Below are 17,717 nucleotides of genomic sequence, written 5' to 3' on the forward strand. Positions count from 1 at the left end.
ACCACCACCAGGAGACAAGACGATGAACCCCAACCTCCGCCGACGAAGCTTCGTGGGCGCGGCCCTCGCCGCCGGCGCCGCGCCCCTGGCCTTCGCCCAGGCCGGCCCCTACCCCAACCGGCCGGTCCGCATCTTCGTCGGCTACGCCGCCGGTGGCGCGGTGGACACCATGGCGCGCATCGTCGCGCAGCGCCTCACCACCGCGCTGGGCCAGTCCGTCATCGTGGAGAACCGCGCCGGCTCGGCCGGTCTGCTGGCGGCCGACACGGTAGCCAAGGCGCCGGCCGATGGCTACACGCTGCTGCACGGCGAAAGCGCGCTGCTCATCGCACCGCAGCTGCAGAACCAGACCTCCTCGCTGGACCCGATCAAATCGCTCGTTCCCGTGGCCGGCCTGTTCCAGTCGCGCCTGCTGCTGGTGGCCAACAACGACGTGAAGGCCAGCAACCCGGCCGAGTTCCTCGCGCTGGTCAAGGCCAACCCGGGCCGCTTCACCTACGGCACCTCGGGCATCGGCACCGTGCACCACCTGGGCGTGGAGCTGTTCAAGTCGCGCACCAAGACGCACCTGCTGCACATCCCCTACCGCGGCGCGTCGCAGCTCGTCACCGACGTGATCAATGGCCAGTTGCAGTTCGGCGTGGTGAGCGCCGCGGCCGGCGTGCCGCAGGTGCGCAGCGGGCGCGTGAAGGCCATCGCCATGTTCAGCTCGACCCGCCTGGCCGGCGCGGACGACATCGGCACCCTGGCCGAGGTGGTGCCGGGGTTTCACGTCGCGCCCCGCCAGATGCTGCTGGCGCCGGCCGGCACGCCGCAGGCCGTCATCGACCGCCTGAGCGCGGCCGTGGGTGAGCTGCTGGCCACGCCCGAAGCGGCCAGCGCCGCCGCCGCGCAAGGCGTCACCACCGCCTACCTGGCGCCGGGCCCGCTGGCGGCCGACGTGAAGCGCGAGTACGCGGAGTGGGGCCGGGTCATCAAGGCCCAGGGCATCTCGGCCGAATGAGCGCGCCGCGTCCCCGCATCGGCCTGATCGTGCCGCCGGCCCACGGGCGCGTGCCGCCCGATGCGCCCCTGCTGTACGGCGAGCGCTTCGACTTCATCGCGCGCGGCCTGGGCATCGACGGTGTGTCGCCCCGGGGCTTCGCGCCCGTGGTGAACCAGATCGTCGATCACGCCCGCGCCCTGCGAGCGGACGGCGCGCAGGCGATCTCGCTCATGGGCACCTCGCTCAGCTTCTACCAGGGCCCGGCCTTCACCGACCAGCTGCGCGACGCCATGCAGCAGGCCACGGGCGTGCCCTGCACCACCATGAGCCACGCCGTCGTCTCGGCGCTGCAGGCCCTGGGTGTGCAGCGCGTGGCGGTGGCCACCTCGTACATCGACGAGCTCAATCAGCGCCTGGTTGTTTACCTCGGCGCCCTGGGCTTCGAGGTCACCGCCATCGAAGGCCTGGGCATCGAGCCGGTGGGCGGCGCGGCCGAGGTCTCCACCGAACGCCTGGTCGCGCTGAGCCGAAAGGTGCACGCCCAGGCGCCTGGCGCGCAAGGCATCTTCATGTCCTGCGGCGGCCTGCTCACGCTCGACGCCATCGCCGTGCTGGAAGAGCAGCTCGGCCTTCCCGCCATCGGCAGCTCGCCCAGCGGTTTCCGGGACGTGGTGCGCGCGGCGGGCGAAGACCCACGCAGCCGCACCGCCGGCGGCCGCCTGTTCACCCTGGCCTGAACTCCACCCTTCGCCCATGAAAATCATCCGCATCACCGCCACCGCGCTCCACATCCCCTTCACGCTCGACGTGCCCGGCGGCGGCCAGCACCAGGAGGCGCTCGGCTGCTGCGTCGTCGAGGTCGAGACCGACGAAGGCCTGATCGGCCACGGCCTGACCGCGATCACGCAGGAGAAGGTGGCCGAGTCCATCATCACCCACGTGCTCGCGCCGGCCCTCATCGGCACCGACCCGCTGGCGCACGAGGCGCGCTGGGAGCAGATGTACTGGCTCACCGCCTCGCGCGGCCAGACCGGCTACGCGCAGCACGCCATCGCCGCCATCGACGTGGCGCTGTGGGACATCAAGGGCAAGGCGCTCAAGCAGCCGATCTGGCGCCTGCTCGGCGCGGCGCGCAAGGAGCTCGACATCTACGCCACCTTCGGTTTCGAGTTCCTCGACATCGACGGCCTGCGCGGCGCGGTCAAGTCCCTGGCCACCGAAGGCGTGGAGCACCTGAAGATGGTGGTGGGCTTTCGCGCGCTGCCGCGCCGCGAGAGCCGCAGCCTCATGTCGGTCATCAAGGAGGACGCCAAGCGCGTGCACGCGGTGCGCGAGGCCGCGGGCGACGAGGTCTCGCTCTACATCGACGCCAACTGCGGCCTGGACGCGTACCACGCCGAGCGCCTGATCCGCCTGACCGCCGACTGCAACCTCGGCTTCTTCGAAGAACCGATCACGCAGAACGACGTGCTGGCCATGGCCGACCTGCGCGCGCGCACCGGCATGCCGCTGACCTGCGGCCAGAACGAAGGCCTGGCCTACCGCTTCCGCGACTGGCTGATGGCGCGCAGCGTGGACTTCGTGCAGCCCAACGTGGTCATCACCGGCGGCTTCACGCAGTGCGTGCGCATCGCCGCGCTGGCCAACGCCTTCAACGTGTCCATCACCAGCGGCGGCGCCTACCCGCTGCACAACATGCACCTGCAGGCCGGCGTGGGCAACGGCACCAAGGTCGAGTGGCACCTGCCGGTGGTGGCCATGATGAAGCGCCTCTACCAGGGCTTCCCCGAGCCCGTGGGTGGCCGCATCAGCATGTCGGAAGCGCCGGGCCTGGGCTTCGACCTGATCCCCGGCGCCGTGCAGGCGCTGCGGGCCTGACCCCGTGGTCCTCAACCTCGACGACTTCGACGCCGCCGCGCGCTCGCGCCTGCCGCGCGCGCTCTACGGCTTCGCGGCCAACGGCTCGGAGCGCGGCGCCTCGGTGCTGGCCAACGAGCGCTCGTTCGAACGCTGGTCCTTCGTGCCGCGCACGCTGGTGGACGTGGCCTCGGTGAAGCAGGACACCACGCTGTTCGGCACCCCCTACGCCTCGCCCTTCGGCATCGCGCCCATGGGCGGCTGCGCGCTGTTCGCGCACCGCGCGGACCTCGCGCTCGCGCAGGGCGCGCGCGCCGGCGGCATCCCCTTCGTGCTCAGCGCCGCCTCCAGCGTGCCGCTGGAACAGGTGATGCAAGCCGCGCCGGGCAGCTGGTACCAGGGCTACATTCCCGGCGACGAAGCGCGCATCACCGCCTTGCTCGCGCGGTTGCGCAGCGCCCAGGTGGGCGTGCTCGTGGTCACCGTGGACGTGCCCATCGCCTCCAACCGCGACCGGCGCCTGGGCTTCACCATCCCGCTCAAGCCGCGCCTCTCGCTCGCCGTGGACGGCGTGCTGCACCCGCGCTGGCTGTGCGGCACTTTCGCGCGCACCCTGCTGGCCGACGGCATTCCCCGCCTGCCCAACTTCGGTGGCGAGGCCACAGGCCGACCCATCATCGCCACCCCCACGGCCGCCGCGCGCTCGGACCGCGACCGCTTCACCTGGGCGCACGTGGCCTTCATCCGCCGCCAGTGGGGCGGGGCGCTGCTCATCAAGGGCGTGCTCAGCGCCGACGACGCGCGCCTGGCCCGCGAGGCCGGTGTGGACGGCCTCATCGTCTCCAACCACGGCGGGCGCCAGCTCGACGGCGCGGCCGCGCCGCTGGACGTGCTGCCCGAGGTGCTGGACGCGGCGGGCGAGCTGCCGGTGTGCCTGGACGGTGGCATCCGGCGCGGCACCGACGCGCTCAAGGCCCTCGCGCTCGGCGCGCGCCTGGTCTTCGTGGGCCGGCCCATGCTCTACGCCGCCACCGTCGGCGGGCAGGCCGGGGTCGAGCAGGCGATCGGCATCCTGCAGAGCGAGATCCAGACCAGCCTGGCCCTGCTGGGCTGCACCCGCATCGACGAACTGCGGCCTTCCCACCTTCGAGCCCCATGACGAACACCCATTCCGCCCAGGTCCTGATCGTGGGCGGCGGCCCGGTCGGCCTCACGCTCGCCATCGACCTCGCGCAACGCGGCATCGACGTGCTGCTGGTGGAGCAGCGCCCGCGCGGCGAACGGCCCGAGGCCAAGTGCAACCACGTCTCGGCGCGCTCCATGGAGATCTTCCGCCGCCTCGGCGTGGCCAAGGCCTTGCGCGACACCGGCCTGCCGGCCGACCACCCCGCCGACGTGGCCTACCGCACCACCTTCACCGGCGACGAACTCTCGCGCATCCCCATCCCCTCGCGGCGCGACCGCTACACCGCCACGCAAGGCCCGGACACCGGCTGGCCCACGCCCGAGCCGCCGCACCGCATCAACCAGATCTACCTGGAGCCGGTGCTGTTCGAGCACGCGCTGGCCACGCCCGGCCTGCGCATCCTCACGCACACCCGCATCGAGGACCTCGCGCAGGACGACATGGGCGTGAGCGCCCAGGCCGTGGACCTCGGCAGCGGCGCCACGGTGACGCTGCGCGCCGACCACCTCATCGGCTGCGACGGCGGGCGCTCCCTGGTGCGCAAGAAGATCGGTGCCGCGCTGCACGGCGTGGAGGTGGTGCAGCGCGTGCAGTCCACCTTCCTGCGCGCGCCCGACCTGCTGCGGCGCGCTCAGCACCCGCCGGCCTGGGCCACCTTCTCGTACAACCCGCGCCGCAGCGGCAACGTGTACGCCATCGACGGCATCGAGAAATTCGTGCTGCACAACTACCTGCGCCCCGGCGAGACCGACTTCGAGTCGGTGGACCGCGACGCCTCGATCCGCACCATCCTCGGCGTGGGGGCCGACTTCGAGTACGAGGTGATCTCCAAGGAAGACTGGATCGGCCGCCGCCTCGTGGCCGACAAGCTGCGCGAGCGGCGGATCTTCATCTGCGGCGACGCCGCGCACCTCTGGGTGCCCATGGCCGGCTACGGCATGAACGCGGGCATCGCCGATGCCATGAACCTCTCGTGGCTGCTCGCGGGCCACCTGCAGGGCTGGGCCGGGCCGCGCGCGCTCGATGCCTACGAATCCGAGCGCCTGCCCATCACCGAGCAGGTGTCGCGCTTCGCGATGAACCATTCCATCGCGCTGCAGAAGGAACGCGAGAGTGTGCCGCCCGAGCTGGAGGCCGAAGGCCCGGCCGGTGAAGCCTTGCGCGCCGCCGCCGGCAAGACCCTGTACGACCTCAACGTGAAGCAGTACTGCTGCGCGGGCCTGAACTTCGGCTACTTCTACGACGCCTCGCCCCTGATCGTCCCCGACGGCGAAAGCCCGCCCGGCTACACCATGGACACCTTCACGCCGTCCACCGTGCCGGGCTGCCGCACGCCGCACGTGTGGCTGGGCGGCGGGCGCTCGCTCTACGACGCGATGGGCGATGGCTTCGCGCTCTTGCGCCGGGACCCGCAGGCCGATGCGAGCCCTTTGCTGGACGCCGCGAAGCAGCGCGGCCTGCCGCTGCGCCTGGTGGACCTGAGCCCGGCCGAGGCCACGGGCCTGTACCGCCACCGGTGGGTGCTGTCGCGGCCGGACCAGCATGTGGCCTGGCGCGGGGATGAACTGCCGGCCGATGCCCTGGCGCTGATCGATCGGGTGCGCGGCGCCTAGGGCGCTGGGCGGCCGCCGAGCCGCGTCAGGACTTCTTCGCCCTCGGGAAGTCCTTCGCCGACCGGGGATGGGCCCGCCGGTACTTCTGGTCCTGCAGCAGCGTCAGGAAAAGGTTGGCCCCCTTGGAGCACGTGCGGGACCGGACGGTGACGGCGCAGATGGTGGTCTTGAGCAGCACCGATTCGTCCCAGACCACCAGGGGCACCCGCGTAGAGACCAGCTGGGCGTACATGGTTGGCAGCAGACCGACGCAGTCGCCGGACGCGAGATGGAAAGCCACCGCTTCCAGGCTGTTGGCGGCGGGTCCCGGTGCATACCCGGACGAGTCGAGCAACTGGTCCACGAAAGGATGCGCGCGCATGACCAGGGGAACTGGCGCACCGCCTGGGTGCGAGAAACCTTGCCGCGCAAAAACGCGGTGCTCCTCGATGAAGAGTTCCTGGTAGTCCAGCGAGCGGTCATCGCCATACTGGCCGTGGATGGCCACCTCGACTTCCCCTTGCCGCAGCGCGCCCTTGAGTTGCCAGTAGGGCAGCACGGTGATCTCCGGGCGGATGTTGGGCGCTCTGACGCGCAAATCCTCCAAGGCCGCGGCGATGTCGAAGGCCGACGCCGTCATCAGGTGCTCGGTCACGCCGATGTAGAGCGGGCCGGACAGAACGCCCTGCACCGAATCGATGGCCGGCAAAACCCGGTCCAGGGCTTCCAGGGCGCGCGTGCCCGATTCCAGCGCCGCGATGCCGGCGGCCGTGAGCTCGAACCCTTTCGGCCCACGGTCGCAAAGCCGGACACCCAGCTTCTCCTCCAGCTCGCGGATGTGCCGGCTGATGGAGGCTTTGGAGAGGTGGACACGCTGCTCCGCCGCCGCGAAACCACGCGCATGCGCGGCCGCGCAGAACACGCGCAGGGAACGCAGGTCTCGCTCGTCGAACCTAGGGTTAGCCATGGCTTTTGGTATTGAAATATGGAACCACTGTGCAATATACGACATTGGCAAAACCATAGGGCGTCCCTACAGTCGCGCTGCCTGGGGTTCACCCCGCATCAGTTCACCTGACCAAAGCGACGATGACCAACGACAAGCTCCACCTCACCGCAGCGCCACGAACCGGCTACCCGACCCTGCTGTATTCAGAACTCCAGACGGACCTGACGGACTTCAAGGCAGACATCGCCATCCTGGGCATGCCCTATGGCATGGCGTACACGCCCAAGGGCTATGCCAATGACCAGACCAACGCGCCAGCGGCCATCCGGCAACTGACGGACCGGATCGTTCGCGCGCCGCACCACTACGACTTCGATATCGATGGCCCGTTGCTGCAGGGGCGAAGCGACATCCGGTTCGTGGACTGCGGCGATGTCCTGCCCAGCCTCAACCATCCACGGGAGCACTATGAAAAGTGCGAGGCCGCCATCGACCTCATGCTGGCGGGCGGCGCACTGCCCATCATCCTGGGCGGTGACCACGGCATCACCACCCCGGTCCTGCGTGGCTACCAGCGCCACGGCCCGATCACGCTCGTTCACATCGACGCGCACCTGGACTGGCGGCAAGAGGTCAATGGCGTCACGGAGGGTCTCTCGAGCCCCATTCGGCGGGCCTCCGAGATGGGGCATGTCGAAGACATCATCCAGATCGGGCTTCGCGCGCAGGGCAGTGGCCGTCCGGAAGACTTCCAGGCGGCGAAGGACCACGGGGCGACGCTGATCTCCGCCTACGAGCTTCACGACGTCGGCATGCAGGCCGTGCTGGACAGAATCCCCAGCGGTCGCAACTACTACCTCTCGATCGACGCCGACGGGCTGGACCCCACGATCATGCCGGCCGTCGATGGCCCGGCGCCGGGAGGGATGAGCTTTGTGCAGGCTCGCCAGCTGATCCACGGCCTGGTCAGGAAGGGGCGTGTGCGAGGGATGGACATCGTGGAGATCCAGCCCTCGAAAGACAACGCCAGCATGCTCACCTGTGTGACCGCGGGACGCCTGATCGTCAACCTCATTGGCGCCAGCATCGCTGCCGGCTACTTCGCCCGTGACCGCTGACACCGCCACCGCCGTGAAGCCCCTCATCCGTTTTGAGGGCGTGGAGAAGCGGTACGGGAATGCCGTCGTGCTGGACAACCTGCATCTTGACGTGCTCCCCGGGGAAAAGCTGTCGCTCATCGGCCCGAGCGGATCGGGCAAGACCACCATTCTTCGAATCCTGATGACGCTCGAGAAGATCGAGGGGGGTCATGTGTGGATCGAAGACAAGCCCCTGTGGCACATGGAAAAACGTGGCCAGCTCGTGGCGGCCGACGAACGCCATCTGGGGCGGATGCGCTCTCAGATCGGCATGGTGTTTCAGCACTTCAACCTGTTCCCGCACATGACGGCGAAGCAGAACGTCTCGAGGCCCCAGCAGATCGTGAAAGGCCTGTCCAGGCAGGCGGCGGACAAGGTCGCCGCCGAGCTGCTGGATCGCGTGGGCCTGGGTGCGAAGGCAGACAGCTACCCGGCGATGTTGTCCGGCGGGCAGAAGCAGCGGGTGGCCATTGCTCGCGCTCTGGCCATGCAACCCCGCATCATGCTTTTCGACGAAGTCACTTCGGCGCTGGACCCGGAGGTGGTGGACGAAGTTCTGCAGGTGCTCAGGGGAATCTCCCGGGAGAGCCGCATGACCATGTTGATGGTCACGCACGAGATGAACTTCGCCAAGGAGTTCTCTGACCGTGTGCTGTTTCTGGATGGCGGAAAGATCGTCGAGCAAGGGACGCCCCACCAGATATTCCACTCGCCCAGAGAGCCTCGCACCCAAACGTTCCTGAAGAAGATCGCCGCCGCAGGACTCCGAGTCGACTAGCAGCCCACCCCATGGAGAAAACAATGCTGAAAATCACCACACTCGCACTGACCGCCCTGGTCTCCCTCGCCCCTTTGTGGACCACCGCCATCGCGCAGCCGAAAGTCAAGGAGAAGGTCGCCGTTGCGCTCGCGCACGAGCCGCCGTACACCAACTACCAGGCCGGCGGCACGCTCAGCGGCGCCGCGCCTGAACTGCTCTTCAGGATCCTTCAGGATTTCGGCGTGAAGGAGCTGGAGCCCAAGGTGCTGGAGTTCGGCGCCATGATCCCGAGCCTTCAGGCGGGCCGCGTGGACGTGATCTCCACGGGCCTCTACATCAACCCCATGCGGTGCAAGGCCGTGCTCTTTTCCGAGCCGGATCTGTGCACGGCGGAAGGGTTCATCGTGGCCAAGGGCAACCAGAAGGCCATCAAGTCGTTCGCGGACGTGGCCGCCAACGACAGCATCCGGTACGGGGTGTGCGGCGGTTGTTCGGCGGAGAAACGCGCCATCGAGTCGGGTGTGCCGAGGAGCCGGATCACGATCGCCCCGGACCACCAGAGCGGCATCAAGATGCTGCTGGATGGCCGAATCGACGTGTACGCGGCACCCGATCTGGCGCTGCGGGCCGCGGCCACGGCCATGGGCGCCATCGACCGGTCCGAGATCCTGCAAGTGGCCGGCGAGCCGACGAAGTGCTCCGGCGTGGCCTTCCGGAACGATCAGCGAGAGCTGCGCGATCTGTTCGACCAGAAGCTCAAGGCGCTCAAGGACTCGGGCGAGTACGACAAGATCGTGGCGAAGTACGGGTTCGATCCGAAACTCGCCAAGTCCGCCAAGCGGACCGATCTCTGCGCCGGACCCAACTGAAGCCTCGCGCACCACGCCCAGCCCATCGCCATGGACATCTTCACCGAGTTTGCGCATGCAACGTACATCACCATCCAGATCACGCTGGCCGCGGGTGTTCTGGCGTGGGTGGTCTCTTTCGTTGCGGGCTTGAGCAAGCTGTCCCGCTCCCGGCTGGTGTCGTGGCCGGTGACCGGCTTGGTCGAGGTCGTGCGCGGCACGTCCTGCTATGTCCAGCTGTTCTGGCTGTACTTCGTGTTGCCCATGGTGGGCGTGGAGATCAGCGCCATGGCGGCGGGCATCGTCGCCATCGGGCTGAACATCGGCTGCTATGGGTCCGAAGTCGTCCGAAGCGCCATCCTGGCGGTCCCCCGGGGCCTTCTCGAGGCCGCCAGATCGCTCAACATGACCTCCACGCAAACCATGCGCCATGTCGTCATTCCGAACGCGTTCCCCCGAATGATTCCACCCATGTGCAACCTGATGGTCGATCTTCTGAAGATCACGCCCCTGGTGTCGCTGGTCACCATCGCGGACCTCACCTTCCTGGGGCAGATCTACAGACAGGAAACGGGCAGCCCTCTGCTGGCGTTCGGGATTCTGATGGGGGTCTATTTCGTGCTGTCCACCTTGATCATTCGCGCGTTCAGATGCGTTGAGCGCTGGGCGGGCAAGGGATTCGAAGGCACTCGGAGCTTCTGATGATCTGGGACCCCACCACAGCCGCCGAGGTATTTCCTCTCCTGATGCGAGGCTTGGTGGTCACCGCGCAGGTGACCGCCTTCTCGACGGTCCTGGCGTTGGCCGTCGGGCTGGTGCTGGCCATCGCTGCCCGTTCCCGAAGGGCGTTCGTGCGCGGAGCCGCGCAAGGTTTCCTGGAGGCCATCCGCCGAACCCCGCTGCTGATCCAGCTGTTCTTCGCGTTCTATGTGTTGCCGGAAGCCGGCATCCTGCTGGAGCCGGTGGTCTGCGGCGTTCTCGTGCTGGGCCTGCACATCGGGTGTTACATGGCCGAGGTCTACAGAGCCGGCATCGAAGGCGTGCACAAGGGGCAGTGGGAGGCCGCCAGGGCGCTCAACCTGTCTACCTACCGACAATGGACGCTCGTGGTTCTGCCGCAAGCGATCCCGCCCATGATTCCCGCACTGGGGAACTACCTGATCATGATGTTCAAGGAGAGTGCCTTGCTCTCGGCGATCGCGGTTCTGGATCTGATGGGCGAGGCGCGGCTGTTCTCCAACGAGACCTACCGATATGTCGAACCCATGACCCTGGTGGGCCTGATCTACCTGGCCATCAGCATTCCAAGCGCCGTGGCCGTGCGGTACCTGGAAGAGAAAATATCGCGGTCCAGGAAACTCAGCGGATAACGGCCTCACCCCATGTTCAATTCATACAGCCATGCGCGCGACCTGCTGGCGCAAGCCGGTGTCGTGGAATCCCACTACCACGTGGGACCGGAGCTCGTTGCCCGACGGTACGACGTCCAATCGCTCGCCGAGGCGGCGCGGCCCTTTGGCGCGACCCTGGTCCTCAAGAACCACACCTACGCCACCACGCCCTTGGCCGCGCTCGCGCGCGCGCGTTACGGGGTAAGGTTCTACGGCGGTGTCGTGCTCAACAGCTACGTCGGTGGGCTCAATCCCGCGGCCATCTCCAGTGCCGTCTCGGGCAACAAGGCCGATGTCGGCAGCGCGCAGCCGGACGACGCGCCCATCGTCGTGTGGATGCCCACCGTGGATGCCGTGGCCCACGTCAGGACACACGGATTCGGGTTCGATCCCAACTGGTCCGGCTGTTGTGGGAGCGGTCACAGCAAGCTGTCCACCGAAGACCTTGGCGGGCAACGCCTGGTGATCGCCTTCACCGACGACTTGCGTCCGACCACGGCGCTGGTCGAGGTGCTGGAGACGATCGCCCGCCATGGCTGCGTCCTGGCGACGGGGCACCTGAGTGCCGCGGAGGTCATGCAGCTCGTGCCTCTGGCCCTTTCCCTGGGGGTCAGAAAAATCATCGTCACGCATCCCCACTACCCGGCCGTGGGTCTCACGGACGACCAGCTTTGCACGCTCATCCAGCACGACGGCGTCTACATCGAGCACTGCTTTGCGATTCACACGCAGGACGGTATCGACCTTCGGGCGTTTGCGGACTCCATTCGGGCAACCGGTCCCGAACGCGTGCTGCTTTCGACCGATTTTGGCCAGGTCAACAGCGACGCGTTTCCGGCCGGAACGGTGATCTACGCGCTGGAACTTGGAAAGCTCCTGCGCGGGCATGTGTCGCTGCCCGCCCTGATGGCGATGTTCTCCTCCAACGGTTGCGCCGCACTCGGGATACCGGCATTCGGCAGCTGACATCGACCGAGCCTTGCACCCCGTGCAGCGAGTCGGTACATTGCAGCGACCCTGTCACAGGAGATCTCGCGCATGGCCCTCCGTCGTCACGTCCTCGTCACCGCCGCCGCCGCGCTGGCCGCGCCCACACTGCTTCGCGCCCAGCACCACGGCCACCACAGCGGCCAGTTCGAGCGCCTGAACCAGCCCGGGCGCATCGACCTGCCCGAGATCCACGCGCAGCAGGCCGTCAGCGACAGCCCCGCGCCGCGCGCGGCCAAGGCCGGGGCCTGGCGGGCGCGCGCGCCGCTGCCGATTCCGCGCACCGAGATGGCCTGGGCCGCCGCGTACCGCAGCCGCGTGCACCTGGTCGGCGGTTACGCCGAGCAGCGCGTGGACAAGCCGTACCACCACGCCTACGACCCCAGGACCGATCGCTGGGAGGAACTGCCCCAGCTGCCGCGCGGCGCGAACCACGTGGGTGTGGCGACGCTGGGCGACCGGCTCTATGCGTTCGGCGGTTTCATCGAGCAGAACCGCACGCCGCACGACGAGGCCTTCCGCTTCGACGGCGCGCGCTGGGAGCGCGTGCGCCGCCTGCCGGAGGCCTGCGGGGCCATGGCCTGCATCGCGCTGGGTTCGCGCATCCACCTGATCGGCGGCGCCATCGGCAGCGACTGGCGGCGCTCGATCGACTGGCACATCGTCTACGACCCCGCGAGCGACCGCTATGAGAAGCGCCAGCCCCTGCCGGTGGCGCGGGACCACATCGGCATCGTGGTGGTGGGGCCGTCCATTCACGTGATCGGCGGCCGCGTGGATTCCTTTCACACCAACAGCAGCCTGCACCACAGCTACGACGCGCAGGCGGACCGCTGGGTCGCGCGCACGCCCCTGCCCACGCCGCGCAGCGGCCACGGTTGTGTGCTGTACCGCGACCAGGTGTTCGTGATGGGCGGCGAGGGCACGAACCGCGTGTTCGGCCAGAACGAGGCCTGGGACCCGGTGGCTGATCGCTGGGTGTCGCACTCGCCCATGCTCACACCGCGCCACGGCATGGGCGCGGTGGTGATCGGCGACGAAATCATCGTGGCCGGTGGCGGGCCTCAGATGGGCGGTGGCGTGAAGAGCGCGATCAACGAGTCCTTCACCCTGGGCTGACTCCGCCGGCGCAGCGGGTGGGCGGCGGGCCCGTGCGGGTCTCGATGGAGAAGGGGATGGTGTCCACGAAGTCCTGCTGCACCTTGGGCGCCAGCGCGCTCCCGCTGAGCAGGACCTGGATGTACTGGATGTAGGACTCGCGCACGGTTTCGGCGAACAGGCCCGACCAGGCGCGAAAGACGATGTCCTTCTCCAGCGGGGCGAGGGCGATGGCATCCTGCAGCCCGCCTTCCAGGCAGTGGGCGTAGCGCACCGCATCGAATGCGCTGAGCGACAGATGGAAACCGGCGTCTTCCTGCTGAAGGATGCGCTCCAGGGCCGCCGCCTCGTCGTGGGTGTTGGCGCAGATGCGCTTGGACAGACGGTGCACGTTGTTGGAGCGCACGGGCGATGAGAGCGGGCCTTGCAGTTCGTTGAGGAACAGCGCCGCGAAGCGGCTGCCGATCTGCGCCTGGCGCATGAGCAGGCGCAGCGCCAGCTGGCGTTCGATGGGCAGGTCCTTGGTGCGCGACTCGGTGTTCGCACTGACGAACAGCCAGACCTTGCGGAGGTATTCGTTCACCAGCAGGGGCGCGTCGTGGGCCGAGAATTCGGCCAGCAGGGTGCGCATGTCGGATCGGTGCAGGGCCACGGTCTGCTGCATGGGGCTCACTCCGGTGTGGGATGGCGCCATCTTCGTACCATGGGGGGTATGCCGATCGCCACATGCTTCAAGTGCGCCGCGGGTGGCACGAAGCGTGGCGGTGGCGGCATGAGCGGTCGCGGCCGGGGTGACAATCGGCGGTGCGTCCACCCGACCGGGCGTTCCAACACCGCTTCACCATGCCCGCTCCGTCCCGTACCCCCCGCACCCTGGCCTCTGCCTCCGCCGATGGCCACCCGGAAGCCACGCTGGGCCTGCACGAGCCCGGCCACCTGTTCCGGCGCGCCCACCAGCACTCGGTGTCGTGCTTCAACGCGGTGTTCGGGCGGGCCGTCACGCCGCTGCAGTACGCCGCGCTGCGGGTGCTGCAGGAGCACCCGGGCATCGACCAGGTCACGCTGGCCGCGGCCATCGCGCTGGACACCTCCACCACGGCCGAGATCGCGGTGCGCCTGGAGCGCGATGGCTGGATCGTGCGCGAGCTGGGCGCGCGCCGCCAGCGCCGGCTGGAGCTCACCGCCGAAGGGCAGCGGGTGATCAACGAGATGCTGCGGTCCGAGGCGGTGCTGGCCGACCGCATCCTCACCACGCTCGACGCCGGCGAGCGCGAGGTGCTCATGGGCCTGATGCACAAGCTGCTCGGCAAACCCCCCGTCTGAACCCGGTTGACGACCGGCCCCGGCTTGGGCTACCATTTGATTCAGTGTACTGAATGAAGGAGACGACATGAGCTGGATGCGCAATGCCTGGTATGTGGGTGCCACCTCGGTGGAAGTCGGCGATGCCCCCTTGGGCCGGCGCCTGTTGGGGGCCCGCATGGCCTTCTTCCGCGACGCGCAAGGCCGCGTGCAGGCGGTGGAGGATTTCTGCCCGCACCGGGGCGCGGCGCTGTCGCTGGGCCGCGTGTGCAAGGGTGAGCTGGTGTGCGGCTACCACGGCCTGGTGATGGGCGGCGACGGCGTGACCCGCTCGATGCCCGGCCAGCGCGTGGCGGCGTTCCCGCGCATCCAGCGCTTCGCGGTCGAGGAGCGCTACGGTTTCATCTGGGTCTGGGCTGGCGAGGCCGACCAGGCCGATCCCTCGACCATTCCGGTGCTCGAATGGCACGACAACCCGGCCTGGGCCTACGGCGGCGGCCTGTTCCACATCAAGGCCGACTACCGCCTGATGATCGACAACCTGATGGACCTCACGCACGAGACCTACGTGCACTCGACCAGCATCGGCCAGCAGGAGATCGACGAGACGCCCTGCACCACGCGCCGCGAGGGCACCACGGTGGTGACCAGCCGCTTCATGGAGAACATCGAGGCGCCGCCCTTCTGGCTCGACGCGCTGCGCGCCATCGGCGTGGAGGGCAACCCCCGGGTGGACCGCTGGCAGGTCTGCCGCTTCTCGCCGCCCAGCCATGTGCTGATCGAGGTGGGTGTGGCCCTGGCCGGCCAGGGCGGCTACGACGCGCCCGACGACAAGAAGGTCTACAGCGTGGTGACCGACTTCATCACGCCCGAGGTCGATGGTTCGATGTGGTACTTCTGGGGCATGGCGCGCCGCTTCCGGCCGCAGGACGCCGCGCTCACCGATCGCATCCGCGCCGGGCAGCACGGCATCTTCTCCGAAGACCTCGAAGTGCTGGAGCGCCAGCAGCAGAACCTGGACGCCTTCGCGCAACGCAAGCTGCTCAAGCTCAACATCGACGCGGGCGGCGTGCAGGCACGGCGCGTGATCGACGAGCACATCGCGAAGGAAGCCGTGCCGGCCTAAGGTGCCGGGCCCCCGCGCCGCTCAGCGCGGCGGGCGGCGGCCGTAGGCGGCCTGCGCCATCTGCAGGGTGGCGACCAGGGTGCGGATCAGCCACAGCGCCAGCCGCTCGAGCCAGGGCCCGGTGGGGGCGGGCGGCGGCACCGCCACCACGGCCGGGTGCATGTCCAGCCGGTCCCAGCCCAGGGACGCCAGCGCCTGGCGTTCGGCCGGGCTCGGGTCCGGGCTGTCGGCGGTCACCACCTCCAGCGTGCGAACACCCTGGGCGTGCAGCGCCGTGGCCAGCGGCACCAGGTCGGCCCGCGCGGGCGGCCAGTAGACCCGCTCGCGCGCGCGCCGCACCGTGTCGAACACGATCACGGCGTGGCCCGCCGCCGGCAGGGCGGCGGCCCAGTCGTTTGCGGTCACCACGGCATCGGCCAGGCGCGGGGGCATGCGCAGAAAGCGGTGCGTGGTCAGCACCGTGACCTGGTCGTACCGGGCGTCGCCCAGCGCGGCGTGCAAGGCGGCGCCGCCGGCCCCGCCGCCCGCGCCGATCACCACCACGTGCCGCTCGGGCGGGGCGGGCCGCATCAGGCAAACGGCGCGGCCAGGGCGAACCACACGCCCAGCGCCACCGAGATGATGAAGGCGCCGTCCAGCAGGCCGGCGAGCAGGAAGACCTTGGGCTGCAGGGCTTCCATCATCTCGGGCTGGCGGGCCGAGGCCTCCAGGTACTTGCTGGCCATCACGCCGATGCCGATGCAGGAACCGAGGGCGCCCAGGCCGATCATGTGGCCGACGGCGAGGGGGAGCTGGCTGAGGTCTGACATGTGAAACTCCTTTCTGGTTGGACTGGTTTCACTGTGACGGAGGAGCGACATGAAATCCATGACGCGGGAGGTCATGGCGCTACGATCACCCGCTTCTTCCACCCCGAAACCTGACCATCATGCACCGACTGGCCCCGCCCGAGAGGATCCGAATGGGGGTCTCGCGCTGCCGGGCCGGCTGCCCTACACTGCGCAAGTGGCGCCCGGCAGACATGGGCGCAAGCTTGCCGAGCCCAAGCTCATCACGGAGGAGGCCGTCGTGACCCACCCGGTCCTGAGTTTCTTCAGCGACATCCGCATCCTGTCCGCCATCCTGATCGCGATGCTGGGCATGACCTTTCTGGCGCACGCCAGCGCCCGCTCATGGCCGTACGTGAAATGGCTGGCGGGTTCGGCGCTGGTGTTCGGCGTCACGCAGGGGCTGCTGGTGTCGGCGGACGCGCTGGGCTGGATCTCGGGCGAGGTCGCCGGCCCGGTGGGCTCCGCGATGGGCCTGGGCGCCCTGGCCGCCCTGCTGGCGGGCCTGCAGGCCTGCTTCACCCCGGGTGGCACACCGCCCTCGCGCGTGTTCGCCGCCGTGCTGGTGGGCGCCCCGGTGCTGGTGGTGGCGATGAGCGGCCTGATGGACGGTTGGGCCTTCGCCGGGCCGGCGGCGATCGCGCTCATCTTCACGGCCGCCGCCTGCTGGCTGGCCTGGCTGTGGACGCGCGACGGCTGGGGCGGGCAGCTGGTGCTGGCCGTGTTGTGCCTGGGCTACCCCGTGTTGTTCGTGGTCGCCATGCTCTCCGACATGAGCCTGCTGCAGTTCCGTCAGGTCACGCCGCTGCCGGTGAGCATCGCCTACGTGTTCGTGATGACCCTGATCCTGCAGCGCGACTCGCTGATCCTCGCGCGCGAGCTGCGCGAGCGCGTGCGGGCCGAGCAGGCCCTGCAGCAGCTCACCGATTCGCTGGAAGAGATCGTGCGCAGCCGCACGCGCCAGCTGGAAGAGATCATCCAGGGCCTGCGCTCGTTCGCGGGCATGGTCTCGCACGACCTGCGCGGCCCCTTGCGCAACACCGCCGGCCTGGCCGATCTGGCGCTGGAGGACTACCGCGCGGGCAACACCGCCGGGGCGGAGCGTTCGCTGGAGCTGATCCGCCGCGAGGCGCAGCGCGCCACCGACATGGTGAACGACCTGCTCACGCTGGCCAAGGTGGACCAGGGGCCGCCCAGCCCCGAGGCGGTGGACATGCAGGCCCTGCTGCGCGAATGCCTGCAGTCGCTGGCCGTGCAGTTCCCGCAGGCGCCCGAGGCGGTGCAGGCCGCGCCCCTGCCGGTGGTGCAGGCCGATGCGGGCCTGATGCGCCACGTGCTGATGAACCTGCTGGGCAATGCGCTGAAGTTCGGTGCCGAGCGGCGCGACCTGCACATCGCGCTCGATGCCCGCGAGGAGGGCGGTTTCTGGCGCTTCTCGGTGGCGGACAACGGGCCGGGCTTCGATCCCGACAAGAGCGGCGAGCTGTTCAAGCCGTTTTCCCGGCTGGACGAGCGCCAGGCCGGTGGCACGGGCCTGGGGCTCACGGTGGTCAAGCGCGCGGTGGAGCGGCACGGCGGCACGGTCGGCGCGTGGTCCTCGCCCGGCGAGGGCGCGGCCTTCTGGTGGACCCTGCCGGTGACGGCCGCCCCCCAGGGCTGACGGCGCTTTT

19 protein-coding genes are annotated in these 17,717 nt (G+C 69.0%); 15 read left to right on the plus strand and 4 right to left on the minus strand.

Annotation, left to right across the window (positions count from 1 at the left end; genetic code table 11):
* The first annotated feature begins 22 nt into the window (after positions 1-22).
* Genes AC3WPZ_RS05960 through AC3WPZ_RS05980 form a run of 5 tightly spaced genes read left to right on the plus strand, consistent with a single transcriptional unit; the run spans position 23 to position 5,641 of the window.
* Complete coding sequence (locus tag AC3WPZ_RS05960; RefSeq protein WP_492438594.1) at positions 23-1,003, plus strand: Bug family tripartite tricarboxylate transporter substrate binding protein; 981 nt, start codon at positions 23-25, stop codon at positions 1,001-1,003.
* A complete protein-coding gene (locus tag AC3WPZ_RS05965) occupies positions 1,000-1,722 on the plus strand; it encodes an arylmalonate decarboxylase (protein ID WP_492438596.1) in 723 nt (240 codons plus the stop codon). The genes AC3WPZ_RS05960 and AC3WPZ_RS05965 overlap by 4 nt, the downstream gene beginning before the upstream one ends.
* 16 nt (positions 1,723-1,738) lie before the next feature.
* Positions 1,739-2,863 carry a mandelate racemase/muconate lactonizing enzyme family protein gene (locus tag AC3WPZ_RS05970; protein WP_492438598.1) on the plus strand — a complete coding sequence of 375 codons (1,125 nt, stop codon included), beginning with the start codon at positions 1,739-1,741 and terminating at the stop codon, positions 2,861-2,863.
* A 4-nt stretch (positions 2,864-2,867) separates the two neighbouring features.
* Entirely contained in the window at positions 2,868-4,001 is a 1,134-nt protein-coding gene (locus tag AC3WPZ_RS05975) for an alpha-hydroxy acid oxidase (protein ID WP_492438600.1), read from the plus strand.
* The gene (locus AC3WPZ_RS05980) at positions 3,998-5,641 is read left to right on the plus strand and encodes an FAD-dependent oxidoreductase (protein ID WP_492438602.1); all 1,644 of its coding nucleotides are present in this window, start codon (positions 3,998-4,000) and stop codon (positions 5,639-5,641) included. The genes AC3WPZ_RS05975 and AC3WPZ_RS05980 overlap by 4 nt, the downstream gene beginning before the upstream one ends.
* A gap of 25 nt (positions 5,642-5,666) precedes the next feature.
* Here AC3WPZ_RS05980 and AC3WPZ_RS05985 read toward each other — a convergent pair whose 3' ends face one another.
* Positions 5,667-6,587: a LysR family transcriptional regulator gene (locus AC3WPZ_RS05985; protein ID WP_492438604.1), complete on the minus strand. Its 921-nt coding sequence runs from the start codon at positions 6,585-6,587 to the stop codon at positions 5,667-5,669.
* A gap of 122 nt (positions 6,588-6,709) precedes the next feature.
* Here AC3WPZ_RS05985 and AC3WPZ_RS05990 point away from each other — a divergent pair, with 122 nt between their 5' ends.
* The 7 genes from AC3WPZ_RS05990 (at position 6,710) to AC3WPZ_RS06020 (ending at position 12,813) form a co-directional block, all read left to right on the plus strand.
* Positions 6,710-7,687 carry an agmatinase gene (locus AC3WPZ_RS05990; protein ID WP_492438606.1) on the plus strand — a complete coding sequence of 326 codons (978 nt, stop codon included), beginning with the start codon at positions 6,710-6,712 and terminating at the stop codon, positions 7,685-7,687.
* Entirely contained in the window at positions 7,677-8,486 is an 810-nt protein-coding gene (gene ehuA, locus AC3WPZ_RS05995; RefSeq protein ID WP_492438608.1) for an ectoine/hydroxyectoine ABC transporter ATP-binding protein EhuA, read from the plus strand. Before AC3WPZ_RS05990 ends, ehuA begins: the two co-directional genes overlap by 11 nt.
* 23 nt (positions 8,487-8,509) lie before the next feature.
* A complete protein-coding gene (ehuB, locus tag AC3WPZ_RS06000; RefSeq protein ID WP_492438610.1) occupies positions 8,510-9,337 on the plus strand; it encodes an ectoine/hydroxyectoine ABC transporter substrate-binding protein EhuB in 828 nt (275 codons plus the stop codon).
* A gap of 30 nt (positions 9,338-9,367) precedes the next feature.
* The gene (ehuC, locus tag AC3WPZ_RS06005; RefSeq protein ID WP_492438612.1) at positions 9,368-10,018 is read left to right on the plus strand and encodes an ectoine/hydroxyectoine ABC transporter permease subunit EhuC; all 651 of its coding nucleotides are present in this window, start codon (positions 9,368-9,370) and stop codon (positions 10,016-10,018) included.
* Positions 10,018-10,686 carry an ectoine/hydroxyectoine ABC transporter permease subunit EhuD gene (gene ehuD / locus AC3WPZ_RS06010; protein WP_492438614.1) on the plus strand — a complete coding sequence of 223 codons (669 nt, stop codon included), beginning with the start codon at positions 10,018-10,020 and terminating at the stop codon, positions 10,684-10,686. Before ehuC ends, ehuD begins: the two co-directional genes overlap by 1 nt.
* Before the next feature lie 12 nt (positions 10,687-10,698).
* Positions 10,699-11,673, plus strand: a complete 975-nt coding sequence (locus tag AC3WPZ_RS06015; protein ID WP_492438617.1) for a DUF6282 family protein — start codon at positions 10,699-10,701, stop codon at positions 11,671-11,673.
* A gap of 72 nt (positions 11,674-11,745) precedes the next feature.
* Positions 11,746-12,813: a Kelch repeat-containing protein gene (locus AC3WPZ_RS06020; RefSeq protein ID WP_492438619.1), complete on the plus strand. Its 1,068-nt coding sequence runs from the start codon at positions 11,746-11,748 to the stop codon at positions 12,811-12,813.
* On the opposite strand, the gene AC3WPZ_RS06025 is transcribed toward AC3WPZ_RS06020, so the two are convergent.
* Complete coding sequence (locus AC3WPZ_RS06025) at positions 12,800-13,456, minus strand: hypothetical protein (protein WP_382323180.1); 657 nt, start codon at positions 13,454-13,456, stop codon at positions 12,800-12,802. The genes AC3WPZ_RS06020 and AC3WPZ_RS06025 overlap by 14 nt on opposite strands.
* A gap of 179 nt (positions 13,457-13,635) precedes the next feature.
* On the opposite strand from AC3WPZ_RS06025, the gene AC3WPZ_RS06030 reads away from it, so the two are divergent.
* Complete coding sequence (locus AC3WPZ_RS06030) at positions 13,636-14,115, plus strand: MarR family winged helix-turn-helix transcriptional regulator (RefSeq protein WP_444688529.1); 480 nt, start codon at positions 13,636-13,638, stop codon at positions 14,113-14,115.
* A 67-nt stretch (positions 14,116-14,182) separates the two neighbouring features.
* Positions 14,183-15,220 (plus strand): Rieske 2Fe-2S domain-containing protein, encoded by a 1,038-nt coding sequence (locus AC3WPZ_RS06035; protein ID WP_382162000.1) that lies wholly within the window; start codon positions 14,183-14,185, stop codon positions 15,218-15,220.
* Positions 15,221-15,241: 21 nt separating this feature from the next.
* On the opposite strand, the gene AC3WPZ_RS06040 is transcribed toward AC3WPZ_RS06035, so the two are convergent.
* Together AC3WPZ_RS06040 and atpE are read right to left on the minus strand one after the other, a co-directional pair.
* Positions 15,242-15,790: a hypothetical protein gene (locus AC3WPZ_RS06040; RefSeq protein WP_492438621.1), complete on the minus strand. Its 549-nt coding sequence runs from the start codon at positions 15,788-15,790 to the stop codon at positions 15,242-15,244.
* Entirely contained in the window at positions 15,790-16,029 is a 240-nt protein-coding gene (gene atpE / locus AC3WPZ_RS06045) for a F0F1 ATP synthase subunit C (RefSeq protein WP_291119650.1), read from the minus strand. The genes AC3WPZ_RS06040 and atpE overlap by 1 nt, the downstream gene beginning before the upstream one ends.
* Before the next feature lie 259 nt (positions 16,030-16,288).
* Here atpE and AC3WPZ_RS06050 point away from each other — a divergent pair, with 259 nt between their 5' ends.
* Positions 16,289-17,707, plus strand: coding sequence for a sensor histidine kinase (locus AC3WPZ_RS06050; RefSeq protein ID WP_382161995.1), 1,419 nt, complete (start codon positions 16,289-16,291; stop codon positions 17,705-17,707).
* Positions 17,708-17,717 lie beyond the last annotated feature (10 nt).

The sequence above is a fragment of the Hydrogenophaga sp. FW305-3-2-15-A-LB1 genome (assembly GCF_058787875.1).

Excerpts from the sequence above, each read along its gene's own strand:
- AC3WPZ_RS05960 (WP_492438594.1), top strand. The coding sequence starts at position 23 with ATGAACCCCAACCTCCGCCGACGAAGCTTCGTGGGCGCGGCCCTCGCC.
- AC3WPZ_RS05965 (WP_492438596.1), top strand. The coding sequence starts at position 1,000 with ATGAGCGCGCCGCGTCCCCGCATCGGCCTGATCGTGCCGCCGGCCCAC.
- AC3WPZ_RS05970 (WP_492438598.1), top strand. The coding sequence starts at position 1,739 with ATGAAAATCATCCGCATCACCGCCACCGCGCTCCACATCCCCTTCACG.
- AC3WPZ_RS05980 (WP_492438602.1), top strand. The coding sequence starts at position 3,998 with ATGACGAACACCCATTCCGCCCAGGTCCTGATCGTGGGCGGCGGCCCG.
- AC3WPZ_RS05985 (WP_492438604.1), bottom strand. The coding sequence starts at position 6,587 with ATGGCTAACCCTAGGTTCGACGAGCGAGACCTGCGTTCCCTGCGCGTG.
- AC3WPZ_RS05990 (WP_492438606.1), top strand. The coding sequence starts at position 6,710 with ATGACCAACGACAAGCTCCACCTCACCGCAGCGCCACGAACCGGCTAC.
- ehuB (WP_492438610.1), top strand. The coding sequence starts at position 8,510 with ATGCTGAAAATCACCACACTCGCACTGACCGCCCTGGTCTCCCTCGCC.
- ehuC (WP_492438612.1), top strand. The coding sequence starts at position 9,368 with ATGGACATCTTCACCGAGTTTGCGCATGCAACGTACATCACCATCCAG.
- ehuD (WP_492438614.1), top strand. The coding sequence starts at position 10,018 with ATGATCTGGGACCCCACCACAGCCGCCGAGGTATTTCCTCTCCTGATG.
- AC3WPZ_RS06015 (WP_492438617.1), top strand. The coding sequence starts at position 10,699 with ATGTTCAATTCATACAGCCATGCGCGCGACCTGCTGGCGCAAGCCGGT.
- AC3WPZ_RS06020 (WP_492438619.1), top strand. The coding sequence starts at position 11,746 with ATGGCCCTCCGTCGTCACGTCCTCGTCACCGCCGCCGCCGCGCTGGCC.
- AC3WPZ_RS06025 (WP_382323180.1), bottom strand. The coding sequence starts at position 13,456 with ATGCAGCAGACCGTGGCCCTGCACCGATCCGACATGCGCACCCTGCTG.
- AC3WPZ_RS06030 (WP_444688529.1), top strand. The coding sequence starts at position 13,636 with ATGCCCGCTCCGTCCCGTACCCCCCGCACCCTGGCCTCTGCCTCCGCC.
- AC3WPZ_RS06035 (WP_382162000.1), top strand. The coding sequence starts at position 14,183 with ATGAGCTGGATGCGCAATGCCTGGTATGTGGGTGCCACCTCGGTGGAA.
- AC3WPZ_RS06040 (WP_492438621.1), bottom strand. The coding sequence starts at position 15,790 with ATGCGGCCCGCCCCGCCCGAGCGGCACGTGGTGGTGATCGGCGCGGGC.
- atpE (WP_291119650.1), bottom strand. The coding sequence starts at position 16,029 with ATGTCAGACCTCAGCCAGCTCCCCCTCGCCGTCGGCCACATGATCGGC.